12 protein-coding genes and 1 tRNA gene are annotated in these 14,333 nt (G+C 61.0%); 5 read left to right on the forward strand and 8 right to left on the reverse strand.

From position 1 onward, the window contains the following. Positions 1-782, forward strand: a 782-nt coding sequence (locus tag K4G67_RS08150; protein ID WP_239805894.1) for an SIR2 family protein, incomplete at its 5' end; no start/stop codon positions are given. Next, positions 779-2,620, forward strand: a complete 1,842-nt coding sequence (locus K4G67_RS08155; protein ID WP_239805895.1) for an ATP-binding protein — start codon at positions 779-781, stop codon at positions 2,618-2,620. The genes K4G67_RS08150 and K4G67_RS08155, both read left to right, overlap by 4 nt. Before the next feature lie 819 nt (positions 2,621-3,439). Here the strand turns inward: K4G67_RS08155 and K4G67_RS08160 are convergent. Next, entirely contained in the window at positions 3,440-4,036 is a 597-nt protein-coding gene (locus tag K4G67_RS08160) for an SOS response-associated peptidase (RefSeq protein ID WP_239805896.1), read from the reverse strand. Positions 4,037-4,097: 61 nt separating this feature from the next. On the opposite strand from K4G67_RS08160, the gene K4G67_RS08165 reads away from it, so the two are divergent. Further along, complete coding sequence (locus K4G67_RS08165) at positions 4,098-4,340, forward strand: hypothetical protein (RefSeq protein WP_239805897.1); 243 nt, start codon at positions 4,098-4,100, stop codon at positions 4,338-4,340. A gap of 65 nt (positions 4,341-4,405) precedes the next feature. Here K4G67_RS08165 and K4G67_RS08170 read toward each other — a convergent pair whose 3' ends face one another. The 7 genes from K4G67_RS08170 to K4G67_RS08200 all read right to left on the reverse strand — a co-directional run bounded on the left by K4G67_RS08170 (position 4,406) and on the right by K4G67_RS08200 (position 11,668). Next, positions 4,406-5,335 carry a HEPN domain-containing protein gene (locus K4G67_RS08170; protein WP_239805898.1) on the reverse strand — a complete coding sequence of 310 codons (930 nt, stop codon included), beginning with the start codon at positions 5,333-5,335 and terminating at the stop codon, positions 4,406-4,408. A 412-nt stretch (positions 5,336-5,747) separates the two neighbouring features. Beyond that, positions 5,748-5,823, reverse strand: a tRNA-Lys gene (locus K4G67_RS08175). A 109-nt stretch (positions 5,824-5,932) separates the two neighbouring features. Further along, positions 5,933-7,048 (reverse strand): rod shape-determining protein RodA, encoded by a 1,116-nt coding sequence (gene rodA, locus K4G67_RS08180; RefSeq protein WP_239805899.1) that lies wholly within the window; start codon positions 7,046-7,048, stop codon positions 5,933-5,935. Beyond that, positions 7,048-9,147 (reverse strand): penicillin-binding protein 2, encoded by a 2,100-nt coding sequence (gene mrdA / locus K4G67_RS08185; protein ID WP_239805900.1) that lies wholly within the window; start codon positions 9,145-9,147, stop codon positions 7,048-7,050. The genes rodA and mrdA overlap by 1 nt, the downstream gene beginning before the upstream one ends. Continuing rightward, on the reverse strand, positions 9,147-9,704 hold the full coding sequence (gene mreD / locus K4G67_RS08190; protein WP_239805901.1) for a rod shape-determining protein MreD: 558 nt from the start codon (positions 9,702-9,704) through the stop codon (positions 9,147-9,149). The genes mrdA and mreD overlap by 1 nt, the downstream gene beginning before the upstream one ends. Continuing rightward, on the reverse strand, positions 9,701-10,582 hold the full coding sequence (mreC, locus tag K4G67_RS08195; RefSeq protein ID WP_239805902.1) for a rod shape-determining protein MreC: 882 nt from the start codon (positions 10,580-10,582) through the stop codon (positions 9,701-9,703). Before mreC ends, mreD begins: the two co-directional genes overlap by 4 nt. Positions 10,583-10,621: 39 nt before the next feature. Beyond that, positions 10,622-11,668 (reverse strand): rod shape-determining protein, encoded by a 1,047-nt coding sequence (locus K4G67_RS08200; RefSeq protein WP_239805903.1) that lies wholly within the window; start codon positions 11,666-11,668, stop codon positions 10,622-10,624. A gap of 202 nt (positions 11,669-11,870) precedes the next feature. Here K4G67_RS08200 and mutL point away from each other — a divergent pair, with 202 nt between their 5' ends. Further along, entirely contained in the window at positions 11,871-13,709 is a 1,839-nt protein-coding gene (gene mutL, locus K4G67_RS08205) for a DNA mismatch repair endonuclease MutL (protein ID WP_239805904.1), read from the forward strand. A gap of 68 nt (positions 13,710-13,777) precedes the next feature. Beyond that, positions 13,778-14,242 (forward strand): hypothetical protein, encoded by a 465-nt coding sequence (locus K4G67_RS08210; protein WP_239805905.1) that lies wholly within the window; start codon positions 13,778-13,780, stop codon positions 14,240-14,242. Positions 14,243-14,333 lie beyond the last annotated feature (91 nt).

A 14,333-nucleotide genomic window follows, 5' to 3' on the forward strand; every position in this document is an offset into this window, starting at 1 on the left:
GATACCCAGTTCCTAATTCAGATCAGAGGCTTAGGCCACTCCCGCCAACCCTTCCGAACCCGCCTGGTGAATACGACGGGCTAGAGTTCGTTCGCACGCCGGTAGAGTTTTTCACCACCAACTACGATACGCTCCTGGAAGATGCCTTGGCGCTCTCGGGCGTTGAGTTCGCGGACGGCTTCACCGGAGGCGGTGTGGGGTTCTGGAACATGAATCACTATGATCATCGTCCCGGGGTAAGAGCCGTCGTCTCAAAGCTCCACGGATCGATAGACTGGTATCGGCCAAAAGCAGGAAATGCGACTTTGCTCCGTATCAGGCACGGCGACACTTACCCAGCGCATGGTGGTGCGGTGATGATCTATCCACAGGCCACGAAATACATCAACACTCAGCGCGATCCATTCGCCGAACTTTTTCAGCGGTTTAGAAATAGATTATCCCAAGGCAGTGATCATGTGCTCCTGATCTGCGGATATTCTTTTGGGGATGACCACATCAACGCTGAGATCGAAATGGCCATGGAATCGGGCAGGAATCAATTGACGATTGTTGCTTTTGCGGATGAACCAAACGACACATTGCCGCCGACCCTCCAACGCTGGATGACAGCTTCTTGGGCAAATCAGCTGTTTATTGCTAGCCCGAAGGGGCTCTATCAGGGAAGCGAGGGACCCGTTTTCCCAGGCGCGACTGGAAAGCGCGACTGGTGGACGTTCGGGGGCGCATCCAAGCTGTTCAGCGAAGGTCTGCCCAATGATATTCAAGAGGCGATGGCATGATGGCGTTCTCGCTAGACGCCGATCTTGAAATCGGCACGGTTTTTGAAGTCGCGGGGAACGCGATAAAGGTTACCCTCAAACGCGATATTACCGAACTTACACGGAGCCACAGCGGACGCGTCTACGACGTTGGACAGATTGGTAGTATCATCAAAATGCACCTCGGGCGGAGAATTATTTTCGCCACGGTCAAGCTGCTCAGACTCCAGTCAGACGAGGAGACCGCCTCACTCGCGCTGCAAGGCAAAGCCGCCGATCAGGACCGTCGAGTTATCGAAGCGGATCTTCTAGGAGAGGCTTGGTTTAACTCCGCAGACAAGAAGTTAAATTTTAAGCGGGGTGTTTCGACCTACCCCTTGCCCCTGCAAGCGGTCCATCTGATAACGAAGGACGAGACTGAGCAGCTTTTCATTAGCGCTGAAAAATCCGCCGAAGATGGGGCGGACCGCCATGTCCCGATCGGCAATTATGTCGGTGCGACCCGCGTACCTTGCAGAGCCAACATGGACCGCCTCTTCGGCCACCACTGCGCAGTCCTCGGTTCAACGGGCGCGGGCAAATCGAGCGCTGTAGCTGCAGTTCTGCATTCGGTTCTTGAACACGAATGTCATCCCGATAAGGGCACCAGGCCCTGTATCATCTTAGTCGATCCTCATGGGGAATACGCTTCCGCGTTCCATGGTAAGGCGAAGGTTTATCGCGCTTATGACGCGCTGGGTCAGAATGCCGAGGGAGCCGAAACGCTGAAACTGCCGTATTGGCTGATGTCGAGCGATGAGCTCCGATCCTTGGTTATCGGCAAGACTGAGTTCGAGGCCACGTCCCAGGCCAACACAGTCTATAAGGCCTTAGCGCACGCCAGAATGGTGGGTGCTGGCATCGCTCGGACGGCACTCGGGGATATCCCTGCCGACTTGCCCGCCGGTCAGCACCCGGAGCAGCCGATGCCGATGCCGGGAGTCGGGGAGGACAAAATTGTCTCCTTCGACCGTGACAAGCCTCGTCCCTTCAAGCTTGCTGAATTTCATGCTCACATTGTTGGTCGGCAGGCAAAACGACCGCAAGGTGGAGGCTGGGGCGATGTTACGGCTTCTGACTTCCAAAAGGACTATGCGTCTATCCTGAATAAGTTTCGCGTTCTCACGACTGACCCGCGTGTTCGTTTCCTCATGGAAGAACATAGCGAAGCGGCACCATCACTGACCGAGGTGTTGGGTCAATTTCTCAATGTCGATGGACAAGCAGAGTCGTGTCTCAAGATCGTGGACATCTCAGGCTTGCCAAATGAAGTGGCAGGTCCTCTCACCGGCGCGATCGCGCGACTTCTATTCCAGTATAAACTTCATCAGACCCGCGAGGAGCGTGAACGCGATCCGGTGCTCTTCGTCTGCGAGGAAGCCCACCGCTATGTGCCAAATCGTGGCGAAGCTCAGTACGAAGTGGCGCAGACTGCCATCCGCCGATTGGCTCGCGAGGGGCGCAAATACGGTCTAGGTCTGATGCTCGTCTCGCAGCGACCATCTGACATCGAGGACACAGTGATCTCGCAATGTAATTCGTGGATAGTGCTACGCCTGGCCAACAGCAGCGACCTAGAGCACGTTTCTCGAATCCTGCCGGACAGTTTGGCGGGCATGACTAGAATACTTTCGTCTCTGCCTCGGCAGGAGGCGCTTTTCGTCGGCGAGGCAGCGGCGATTCCAGCGAGAATTCGGTTGCGTACTCTCAGAAAGGATCAGTTGCCGAATTCCCATGACATTTCATTTGCCGAAGGCTGGTCGTCCGAAGGCACAACCAACGCAATCTTGACGGGGGTGGTCGAGAGAATGACCGCTTGACCACGGCTTGCTGCTACCACGTGATAGCTGCAAAACGGTTGGCCGCTTTGGCGACCCTAACCACCGATTTAGTTTCCTCGTTCAACGTGGTAGTGGTTTGCAGGGGCCACCCTTGCTTGCCTGAACGGAGTGCGGCTTTCTGCTTCTCCCGTCCAAATCCAGACTGTGTCCAGCGCCAACGTCGCTGACGCTCGGCGATGATCCGCTCGATGCCCGCTTTCAAGAAACTGACGACAGAGGGCGAACGACTGGATGAGGGGCGCACAGCCGACATAGATCTCATCTGTCGGGTGATGACGGACCGACCTGGGGGATCATGGAGAGGAGCAGACCGCCCGCCATCGACACCGAGTATCGCTTGATCGCGGGTTGCCGCGCCACATGACGTTTCTACGCCGGGACCGCCCCTCCTACGCTAGCGCGCCGCTCTTCAGGCAACTGTGCGCAAGGTGCATCCGAACGTGTCCCCAAGAACGAGTACGGACCTCTTCTCAGAAGCTCATTTGTTGCATTGCTGCTCGATTCTGCGAGGCGCCGTCGCACTCTGCATTGAAAACAAAAGGATTTCAGAGGGCAGGGCCAGCAGGGCACCTTGGGTGCAGTCGGCAAATGATCAGCAAAACCAACCACCTGCAGCCCGTCCGACGGCGCTGCTTTTATCTCGCCATCCTATTTCCTACCCACCCCAAACGGCCACGGACAATTCATCTGAACGGCACGCGATGCAGCGTAGTTGCAATTACGTGGCGTCGATGTTGCGAGGCGAGCGCAACGATTAAAGTGTACTGAAAGCGGCGTGAGCGCAGGCCGAAAGTAGTCCTACCAGCGCTGATCAGTCCTCTCGATTGCAAGTTCACCGACCCACGGCTTGCAAAGACTACGCGCCTCTCTTGTCGAACCGTCGGTCCATTTCGCCCAGTCGTTTTGCGACAGCAGTACCGGCATGCGTGAATGACATTCCGCAGCAACGCCTGCGCTGTCGGTCATCACCATCGAGTAGACGAGACCCCACTCATCGCTGTTGCGCCAGAGCCCTGCGGCTGCAAACAATTCGCTATCGGGACGACTTAGCCAGGTCCGCGTCTTGCTTCCCGGTGTGCCCTCGGCTTCCGCCCAGGCCGTCAGCGGAATGAGGCAGCGACGCTCCTCGAAGCTGAAGCGCCACATGTAGCTGTCGAGCTTGTCGGTGCGAGCGTTGTTGACCGGCTTCGGTTTGAGCGGCTCGCCGGTGCGCTTGCTTTTGAGCGACAACGGGAAACCCCAGGTCATCTGCGAGAGCTTGCCATCTGCAATCACAGCACCGGGATATCCCGGAAAAACTTCGGTCCCAAAGTTGGCGTTGCCGAGCTGATCGACTGCATTGAACCAGCGCGCGACCTCGTCGTTCGCCTTCGTCATTCGGTAGAGATTGCACATCGCAAAGCGCCTGCCGGGAGCATGTTTTGCTGTCAATCGGAAGCAGGGTGGAAGTTTCGAATTGGCAAATAGTTCCGGTTTTGTTCTAACGCAAAAAATGTTGATTCGACCAAGCGATGATGAACTTAACCATGTGATCGGGGCTGCGCTCGGTAAGGCCGAGACCTACGCGCTCCGCGACGTGCTTTCAGCAACGAGAGCCTTCAACCGGCGCGAAGCGGTCGATACGCTCACGGCAAGGATCGTGGAGGCGCTCGGGCCTTATGAAATTACCCGGGAGGCGGGAGAGGCCGCTTTTTCCTGAAACAGAACAGGTGAGTGGGTGTGACGCTCAGCAATCCTAGCGAGGCAAGCCAACCCGGCAATTGTCTAAGAGCCTTTTCCGGCGTCGGCTTTGAGTTTTTCTAATCGCTCAGAACAAACTTCGTGGACGACGCGACCCAGCTCCTCGACCTGCTCACCGAGCCATTCGAGCTCCTCTGGCGTGATACGGTAGTGTTTGCTGTAGCGCGCTTTCACATAGGCTTCCTTGAGCTTCTCGAAGCGCGCGCGGTCGCGCTTCGTTTCGCGCGGCCAGACGTAAGTCAGGCGAGGGTCGATGCGCTCGGCCTGAGTGCGCAGAAAACCGAGGTTGTGAACGTGAGGCGTGTAGAACGTGCAGACCAGGAGCACGCAATGATAGAGCCGCTCAGTGGCTTGGTGCATGTTGAACGCAGCCTCACGTAGGCCACCTTCGCCAACCAGAAATTCTGCTGCTTTCTTGAAGCGGCTGGCGCTCGGGAACCACTCGTCGAAATACTCCTGCGCCATCGCCTGCGCTTGCGGGGGTGTCTTCGGCTTAGGAGTATGCAGCTCGGTGTCGTCCGACTGGTAGAGCGCGACTCCATCCTGCTTCACGTCCATGAAGAAATAACGGCCATGCGCGAGGCCGTCGTTCACCTCTTGGAGAGTATGCACGATGAAATTAACCGGCGTGTGGAGCGTGCCCGTCACGCCGTATTCGCGCATCAGGCGGTCATCGAGCTTTGCCCAATATTTCACTCTGTCGGTGAGCCGCTTGTCATTGACGATGATGAGCAAATCATAATCCGACTGGTAGCCTTTGGCGGTATGCGGCTCGTCGACCCAGGTGCCGCGTGCGTAGCTTCCGTAAAGGATGACCTTGAGGATACGCCCGGCCTTCTTCCAGTCGTGCTTGGCCAGTGCGAATGCATCTTCGAACTCTTCGAAAATCAACTGCAAAACGCGCTCCAGCTCGCGCTGCTTTTGCGGAGGCAGGTGATCGAGGTCGGTCTTCATCGGTCTATGCCTAGCAAGCTGCTGTGAAGCTTGCACCTATGCATCGCGGCTAATCCTCATCCAAAAAACTCCAGGACGTTTGCTCGCTGATAGTGATTCACCGCGAGCACCGTCCGTCAATACCAAGAATTGGGGAGGGGGCGAGGAGGAGCGCTGTAGGACGTTGGCACCGGATGAATCCGGACGAAATTGGATGGAAATTTCCCCTTCATTCGGGATCACATTCGGATGTGCGGGAATTCGAGCGGGGAGACGAAATCCCGACAAAGCGCGCCTCAAGTACTCTGCGCTACGCCAGAGTTTCCGGGGCTCTTACGCCACTGCACGAGGCCGCTTGATTACGTGGTGATTAAACGGCCCTCGACACCCATTGGGAAGGGGTGTAATATCGGCCTTAAGTCTTTGAAAGGTTTGGTGGACGCACTAGGGCTCGAACCTAGGACCCGCTGATTAAGAGTCAGCTGCTCTACCAACTGAGCTATGCGTCCACTCTGTCGCGTTTCGGACAGACCGTCAGCGGTTCGGATCGTCCGATCCGCTGCGGGAGCGCTCCGTATACACATTGTCGCGACGGTGAAAAGGGGGTTTCTCGCGTATTTAGTCAAAATTGCTGACGCGGCGCTGACTCCACCGATTTACGGCCATGATCAGCCCCACGCAGATCATGATCGTCATCATCGAAGAACCGCCATGGCTCATGAAAGGCAGGGGAATGCCGACAACCGGCGCGAGTCCCATGACCATCATGAGATTGACCGCAGTGTAGAAAAAGATCGTCGCAGTCATGCCGGCGGCCAACAGGCGGGAGAAGCGGTCCGGCGCGCCGATCGCCACCTTCAAACCCCACCGCAACAGCAAACCGAACACGAAAATGACGAAGAATCCGCCGGCCATGCCCCATTCTTCGGCCATTGTCGCGAAAACGAAATCGGTGTGCGGTTCGGGAAGATAGTTCAGATGGCTTTGCGTGCCATTGCCAAAACCCTTTCCGAAAAAACCACCGGATCCGATCGCGATCTGCGACTGCGTTATGTGATACCCCGCGCCAAGCGGATCGCTTTCGGGATCGAGGAAGGTCAGAACGCGCTTTTGCTGATACGGGTGAAGGGCAAAGAAGAACAGCGCCGGAATGGCTGCCATACCGGCCACGCCGACGGTCACGAACCACGCCATCGGCAACCCGGCCAGAAACATGACGACCACCGCCCCGAACATGATCGCCAGACTGGTGCCAAGATCGGGTTGCAACAGCACAAGCCCCACCGGAAGTCCGATAAGGAAGGCGGGAGGTAGCAGCGATTTGAAATTCTGCACGTGCCCGCCCGGAAGAAGGTCATAAAGCCGCGCAAGAATCAGGACGATGCCAGGCTTCATCAGCTCCGATGGCTGCAACGTCATGAAACCGAGATTGAGCCATCGCTGACTGCCACCCCCCACGAAGCCCATCGCCTCCACCGCCATCAGCAGCAACACGAGCAGGACATAGACAGGCACGGCGATCGCCTTGATGAAGTCCATTGAGAAACGCGAAATGACGAATGCCATCGTCAGAAAAACGCCGAACCGAACGACGTGGAGCAGCGACCAGGGCCACAAATTGCCTCCCGCTGCCGAATACAGGACCGCCGCGCCAAACAGGACGAGCGCGGTGAGCGGAAGGATCACCCCCCACGGTTCGCGTGCGATAAAGGCGGGAACCGACGCGCGTGCCATCAATCCGTCGCCCCGGTGTCCGGCGTGTCCCCCCCGCCGGCCGGGCTGTCCGCACCGGCATCGGGGGTGTCGCCTTCGGGGGGGCGGGGGGCGCCGGCGGCGTCGACCGGGCTGGGGCTGGGGGCAGGGCGGCGGCCTTCTTCGACCGCGTCCTGTATTTCGCCCTGTTCCGGTTTCGGGGCCGCGCCGCCATAGGCCTGTTCATAGGCGGCGTATTTGCGGGACAGCCGTTCCTGTGCCGTACCGCCCCATTCTTTTTCATAGTTATGAAGCACTTCGAGCGCCTTGTTCGCATCGAACAGGAAGGTCATGACATCGCGCGCCACCGGATAGGCGGAGGACGAACCGGCCCCGTGTTCGATCGCCACGGCACAGGCGTAGCGCGGCTTGTCCGCCGGTGCGAAACAGATGAAATGCCCGTGGTCACGATACTTCCAGGGCACGTCGCGCCCCCCGCGACCATAGGCGAGCGAGACGACCTGCGCCGTACCGGTCTTTCCGGCAAGCTCGATCCCGTCGATGGGCAGGCGTGCGCGTCCCGCAGTGCCGGGACCGTTCACAACGTCGCGCATCGCCTGTCGCACGACCTGCAGATGTTCTTCGGGCAGGTTCAGCGAGGGCGCGGGGCGGGGCGCGTTTTCGAGGAGCAGGCGCGGCTGTATCCGCAAACCGCTCGCGATGCGGGAGGTCATCACCGCCTGCTGCAGCGGATTTACCAGCATGTAGCCCTGTCCGATGGTGGCATTCACCGTATCGAAGGTCTGCCATTCCTTGTCGTATTTTTTCAGCTTCCAGGCCGGGTCGGGCACCGTGCCATAGGATTGGCTCGCGACGGGGAGCGGGTATTGATAGCCGAGCCCCAGGCGCCGCGCCATGTTGGCAATCCGCTCCATGCCGATGCGCTGCGCGAAATAGTAGAAATAGACGTCGCAGCTTTGATAAATGCCCTTTGCCATGTTGGTGCGCCCGTGGCCGCGCCGGTTCCAGCAGCGAAACACGCGATTGCCCACGCGCAGTCCGCCATTGCAAACCACCGATTCCTCAGGGTCCAGCCCGCCTTCGAGAAAAGCCAGCGACACGAAGGGTTTCACCGTGGAACCGGGCGGATAAAGCCCGCTCAACACCTTGTTTCGCAAAGGAACATGGTCGTCTTCGGACAGCATTTTCCATTCGATGCGGCCGATGCCATCGGAAAAGCTGTTGGGGTCGAAACTCGGCATGGAGGACGCGGCGAGAATGTCGCCGTTCTTCAAATCCATGACCACGACCGACCCGGATTCGGGGCCGAGCCGCCGCGCCGCGTAATCCTGCAACGGGCCGTCGATGGTGAGCTGCACCGGATCGCCCTGCACATCCTCGCGCATGTCGAGATCGCGTACGATCTTGCCGCTCGCGGTGACCTCGGCGCGGCGGGCGCCCGGTTCGCCGCGCAGCGTATGCTCGAAATATTTCTCGACGCCGTCCTTGCCGATCTTGAAGCCGGGCGTGATGAGCAGCGGCTCCGGCTCCTCCTCGTACTCTTCCGCCGACACCGTGCCGACATAGCCGAGCAGGTGGCCGACGGCGGGGCCGGTGGGGTAATAGCGCGAAAAACCGCGCTGCGGTACCACACCGGGGAGATCGGGCAGCCGAACCGACAACGCCGCGAACTGCTCCCAATCGACGCCGGTCGCGACCTCGACCGGGCGGAAACCGCTGGTCGATTCGATCTTGTCGCGAAGATCGGTGATCCCTGCGGGGGTGAGTGCGAGCACATCGCCCAGCACCTGCAACGTCTGATCCACATCGACGATGCGGTCGGGGATGAGATCGACGCGAAAATCGGCCCGGTTGGAGGCAAGCGGCACCCCGTCACGATCGAGAATCCACCCGCGGCGCGGCGGGATGAGCGTGAGATCGACCCGGTTGCTTTCCGAGGCCAGCTCGTATTTTTCGTTCTGCGCCACGGCGAGATAGGTCATCCGCCCGGCCAGCAAAAGGCCGATGCCGCCCTGAACCGCGCCGATGAAGAAGGTTCGCCGGTCGAAGCGATTGTTGAGTTCGCCCGCGCTGACCCTCTGTTCGGGTTTCGCGACGCGCTTGCCAAAGCCGAACGCCATCAGCCGACCACCTTTACGCGAGCGCGACGAAGCATGTCGAGAACGGCAACGATGCGGGTGAAAAGCGGGAACATGATGAGCGACAACAGCAATTGCGGAACGATGAGCGACAGATCGAATGGCCCGCCGGCAAGCGCGGCAATGGCCATGGCCAGAGCGAGATAGGAAGCGAAAGCGAGACTTGCCACCATCCAGTCCTGCCAGAACCCGCGCCACCGTGCCCAATCGTCGACCATGTCCATCACGATCATGGTGACGGACCACAGGAACATAGCACTGCCAAATGGCTGTCCGCTGTAAAGATCGTCGATCAGGCCGAGCGGAAACCCGGCCCACACCGGCAACAGGCCCGGCCGCAACAATTGCCAGCTCACCAGCAGCATGAAGGCGAGCGGCGGCACCACCGGCGCCGATGCGATGATCGGCGACAGCGGGACGAGGGAGAGCAGCGCCACGCTGATCCAGGGGACGATGGTCGCGAGAATGCGCGACGGCGCACGATTGATGCGCCGCGAAAAAAGGCCCGATCCGGGCAGCCTGTCGCCGGCGAGGCTCATTCGCCGGGCGCGGGGCGCGGCGGCGGCAGGTCCGTCACCGGTTGCCAGATCGGCTGAATCGTGACGAATTCGGTCGCCGCCGGGTCCGAGATGATGCGCGCGACCGCACCATCGCGCGTGACATCCCTGACCACCGCGACGGGCACGTTCGGCCGATACAGTCCGCCGGAACCCGAGGTGACGAGCACGTCGCCTTTTTTCAGCGGATTGATGCCCATCTCGATCAGCCGGACGATAAGCGTTCCATCCGCCTGACCCTGGGCGAAACCCGCAACGTTTCCGCGCGTACGGCGCACCGGCACGACGCTCTCGCTATCGGTGATGAGCAGGATACGTGCGGTGCGCGATCCAACCTCCAGCACGCGGCCGACGAGGCCCGTCGGCGATCGGACCGGCTGACCCACTCTGACGCCGTCCCGCCGTCCCGCGCCGACAAGGGCAAGGCGGCGGCTGCTCGTGGCGGTCGATCCGATGAGGCGGGAGGCAGCGATGGCGCGGCCATCGGTTTCGCGCATGTTCAGCACGCGTTTCAACCGGCGGTTCTCTTCCTCGATCGCCTCGGCCTCGGCAAGGCGGCTGCGGGCGACGCGCAATTCCTCGCGCAGGGCGGCGTTCTTGCTCCCCGCCTCGATATAGCCGGCGACCACGTCGATCACCGACTTGCCGTTGGAGCGTCCGATGGCGGACGCCTGCCCGACCGGTTCGGCAACATCGGTGGCCGCGGTGCGGGCAAAGGCGAATGCGGACGGGTGAAACAGCGATACGATCAGCAGGACAAGCCCCAGCATCCCGCCAACCACGGCCGCGACATAGCTCGTGAAAATTGAGAACTGCGCCCTTTTGGAAAATCCCGGACGCCGATCCATCGGCGGCGCCATCTGTCCGCTCCCTCCTCGTTAGTGCGTGCGACGTCCGGTTCAGGCCGTCTCGAGCACGCCGCGATACACAGCCTCTTCCAGAGCGCGTCCGGTGCCCAGTGCCACGCAGGACAGCGGATCTTCGGCGACGGTCACCGGCAGTCCGGTTTCCTCACGCAGATATTCGTCCAGCCCTGCGATCAGCGCGCCGCCGCCCGTCAGAACGATGCCCTGATCGACGATGTCCGCGGCAAGTTCGGGCGCCGTGTTTTCGAGCGCGATCCGCACCGCCTCGACAATGGCGCCGATCGGTTCGGACAGGGCCTCGGCGATATTCGCCTGGTTGATCGTGATTTCCTTGGGCACGCCATTCACCAGGTCGCGGCCGCGAATGTGGATCTTTGCGCCTTCTCCATCCTCGGGAACGATGGCGGTGGCATAGCCTTTCTTGATCCGCTCCGCCGTCGAATCGCCGATGAGCAGATTGTGATGCCGCCGGACATAGGAGACGATCGCTTCGTCCATCTTGTCGCCGCCGACGCGCACGCTGGTGGTATAGGCCAGCCCGCGCAGCGACAGGACCGCAACTTCGGTCGTGCCGCCGCCGATGTCAACCACCATGGAGCCGACAGGTTCGGTCACTGGCATGCCGGCGCCGATCGCAGCGGCCATCGGCTCGAGGATGAGATAGACCTGGCTTGCCCCGGCGTTGGACGCCGCATCGCGGATGGCGCGCCGCTCGACCGAGGTCGAACCGCTCGGCACGCAGATGACGATTTCGGGATATTTCAGGATGTTACGCTTCGAATGTACCTTCTTGATGAAATATTTGATCATCTGTTCGGCAACTTCGATGTCGGCGATGACCCCGTCGCGAAGCGGGCGGATCGCCTCGATCGTGTCGGGCGTCTTGCCCATCATCATCTTGGCGTCGTCGCCGACGGCTTTCACCTTCTTGATGCCGTTCATCGTTTCGATCGCCACGACCGACGGTTCGTTCAGCACGATGCCGCGCCCCTCGACATAGACCAGCGTGTTCGCCGTGCCGAGATCGATCGCCATGTTCTGCGACCCGAATTGAAAGAGGCGGGAAAGGAATGAAGCCATAGTGAAAATCGTTTCCGTGAAATCTACTGCTGCGCCAGCCGAATCCATCGCATGGCCGGCAGGCGACCGCAATCGGGGACTCGCGCATCGCCCTAGACGATACAGGGGCCGTATGGGAAAATCTTTTTAACCTTGCCGCCATGGTTTTTCCACAGGGGTCAACTCGATATTCACAACAGTTGGCGTTATCACGAACCGAACCATGGCCCGCATCCGTCGCCTTCCCGAAAGCCTGATCAATCGCATCGCCGCGGGCGAGGTGGTCGAACGCCCTGCCGCCGCGCTCAAGGAGTTGGTGGAGAACGCCATCGATGCGGGCGCGCGGCAGATTTCCGTCACGCTGGAGCAGGGCGGCCTTAAGGGAATCGAGGTGACGGACGACGGCATCGGCATGACGCCGGAGGAGATCGCCCTCGCGCTTGAACGCCATGCGACGTCGAAATTGCCGGACGAGGCGATCGAGGAAGTCGCGACGCTCGGCTTTCGCGGGGAGGCCCTGCCATCCATCGCCAGCGTCGCGCGTCTGACCATCGAGAGCAGGCCGCGCTCCGCATCGCAGGGCTGGCGGCGCGTGGTCGATCACGGCGAGACGATTGCCGACGAACCCGCAGCATTGCCCCCCGGCACCCGCATCCGGGTCGAGAATGTGTTCGCCAGGGTTCCCGCCCGCCGCAAGTTCCTGCGCACCGCGCGCAGCGAATATGGCGCGTGTCACGATATCATGCGCCGTCTCGCCATGGCGCGGCCGGCGATCGGCTTTACATTGAGCAATGAAGGGCGCCGGATATTCGCGGTGCAGCCGGACGAAGATCTTGGCACGCGGGTAAGCCGCCTCATCGCGCGGGAGCTTGCCGACAATGCGGTCGCCATCGATTGCACGCGCGGACAGGTGGACGAACCGGTGCGGCTGACCGGGCTGGCCGGCCTGCCGACCTATAATCGCGGCGTCGCCGATCATCAGTATCTGTTCGTGAATGGCCGCCCGGTGAAGGATCGCCTGCTGACAGGGGCGGTGCGCGGTGCCTATGCCGACATGCTGGCGCGCGACCGGCACGCGGTGCTGGCGCTTTTCCTCGACATACCGGCGCATCTGGTGGACGTGAACGTGCACCCGGCGAAGACCGAGGTGCGCTTTCGCGACCCGCAGGCCATTCGCGGCATGATCGTGAGCGGGCTTCGCCAGGCGCTCGACACCGGCGACCGGCGCAGTGCGCAGACCCCGTCGCAAAGCGCCATGCGCGCCTGGCAAAGCGAGCCGTGGCAGGCCGAGCTTCATGCGCAAACCGATCTTTCCACGAAAGGAAGCGCCTTCGCGGTAAAGGAACGCGTGGCCGAGTTCGGTGCCTTTCCCACGGCCAACACGCGCCCGCACGGCCATGCGGGCGAAAATGCCGCGCCCGTTTTCGAGCCGCAGGGCCGCGCCGAAACCGCGGAGGAAGCGCCGCAGGATGCCGCCCGCTTTCCCATGGGGATCGCGCGCGGGCAGGTCGCCGAAACCTATATCGTCGCGGAGGCGGAGGACGGGCTCGTGCTCGTCGATCAGCACGCCGCCCACGAACGGCTCGTGCTCGAACGGCTGCGCGCCGCAGGGGCGGGGGAGGGCGCGCGCCGTTCGCAGGCGCTGCTCATCCCGCAGGTCGTGGAACTCGACGAAACCGATTGCGACCGTATCGAGGGCGCGGCTGAAAAGCTCGGCACCCTGGGTCTTGTCGTGGAACGGTTCGGGCCGGACGCGATGCTCGTACGCGCGATGCCCGGTGCCATTCGCGGCGGCGATCCGGCAAAGCTGTTGCAGGATATTGCCGACGATATCGCGGTGAACGGCGACGCGCTCCTGCTTGAAGAAAGGCTCGATCTCGTGTTGGCGACGATGGCGTGCCATGGTTCGGTGCGCGCGGGGCGGCGGCTCAATGTGACGGAGATGAACGCCTTGCTGCGCGAGATGGAGCGCACGCCGCGTTCGGGTCAGTGCAATCATGGTCGTCCGACCTGGGTAAAGCTGTCGATGTCGGACGTGGAAAAGCTGTTCGGGCGGAAATGAGGGAGAATGCCGCGATGAAGACCCCGATCCATACTTTTGGCCGTTTTGGGGCCCTCGCCCTTCTAACCGTGGCCCTGGCGGCCTGCGGCGATGGCGCATCGTTCGATCCGGCCCGGGACGCGGCCGATGTCGCGAAGATCCGCGCCACCCATGACACGCCGCCGGTCATGCCGATCGCGCCGGAGCGGATCAGCTACTCCGATGTGGAGGACAATAATCTGTTCGGCGTATCCTGCGCCTTTGCACCGGGCAATGGTATGGCGGTGATGATGATGGCGATGCCCGACCGCGCCTATATGAAGCTGGACGGCAAGATTGTCAGCTTCGCCGCGGACAAGGGTTCGGCCGCGATGCCGCTTGGCACATGGGCGCAATATGACGGCCGCGAATATGCCATCCGTATCGCGCAGCCCGAAGGGGAGGCGCCGCAGGACGGCATATCGAGGGTAAGCTGGAACGGTTCGATCGCGGTCGTCGATGGGCGAAACCGCCCGGTCTACGAAGAAAGCGGCACGTTGCAATGCGGGAGCTGATCTGAGCGTGCGGCCTGCGGGAGGACAGCGCGGTGGAGCGATAACTTCACCGGATTGGATAGCTTGCCCCCTGTCGCGACTGTTCCGCTTT

Origin of the sequence: Croceicoccus hydrothermalis (assembly GCF_022378335.1) — a bacterium.
GTDB lineage: Bacteria > Pseudomonadota > Alphaproteobacteria > Sphingomonadales > Sphingomonadaceae > Croceicoccus > Croceicoccus hydrothermalis.

Excerpts from the sequence above, each read along its gene's own strand:
- K4G67_RS08170 (WP_239805898.1), bottom strand. The coding sequence starts at position 5,335 with ATGAAGACCGACCTCGATCACCTGCCTCCGCAAAAGCAGCGCGAGCTG.
- rodA (WP_239805899.1), bottom strand. The coding sequence starts at position 7,048 with ATGGCACGCGCGTCGGTTCCCGCCTTTATCGCACGCGAACCGTGGGGG.
- mutL (WP_239805904.1), top strand. The coding sequence starts at position 11,871 with ATGGCCCGCATCCGTCGCCTTCCCGAAAGCCTGATCAATCGCATCGCC.
- K4G67_RS08155 (WP_239805895.1), top strand. The coding sequence starts at position 779 with ATGATGGCGTTCTCGCTAGACGCCGATCTTGAAATCGGCACGGTTTTT.
- mrdA (WP_239805900.1), bottom strand. The coding sequence starts at position 9,147 with ATGGCGTTCGGCTTTGGCAAGCGCGTCGCGAAACCCGAACAGAGGGTC.
- K4G67_RS08200 (WP_239805903.1), bottom strand. The coding sequence starts at position 11,668 with ATGGCTTCATTCCTTTCCCGCCTCTTTCAATTCGGGTCGCAGAACATG.
- mreD (WP_239805901.1), bottom strand. The coding sequence starts at position 9,704 with ATGAGCCTCGCCGGCGACAGGCTGCCCGGATCGGGCCTTTTTTCGCGG.
- K4G67_RS08160 (WP_239805896.1), bottom strand. The coding sequence starts at position 4,036 with ATGTGCAATCTCTACCGAATGACGAAGGCGAACGACGAGGTCGCGCGC.
- mreC (WP_239805902.1), bottom strand. The coding sequence starts at position 10,582 with ATGGCGCCGCCGATGGATCGGCGTCCGGGATTTTCCAAAAGGGCGCAG.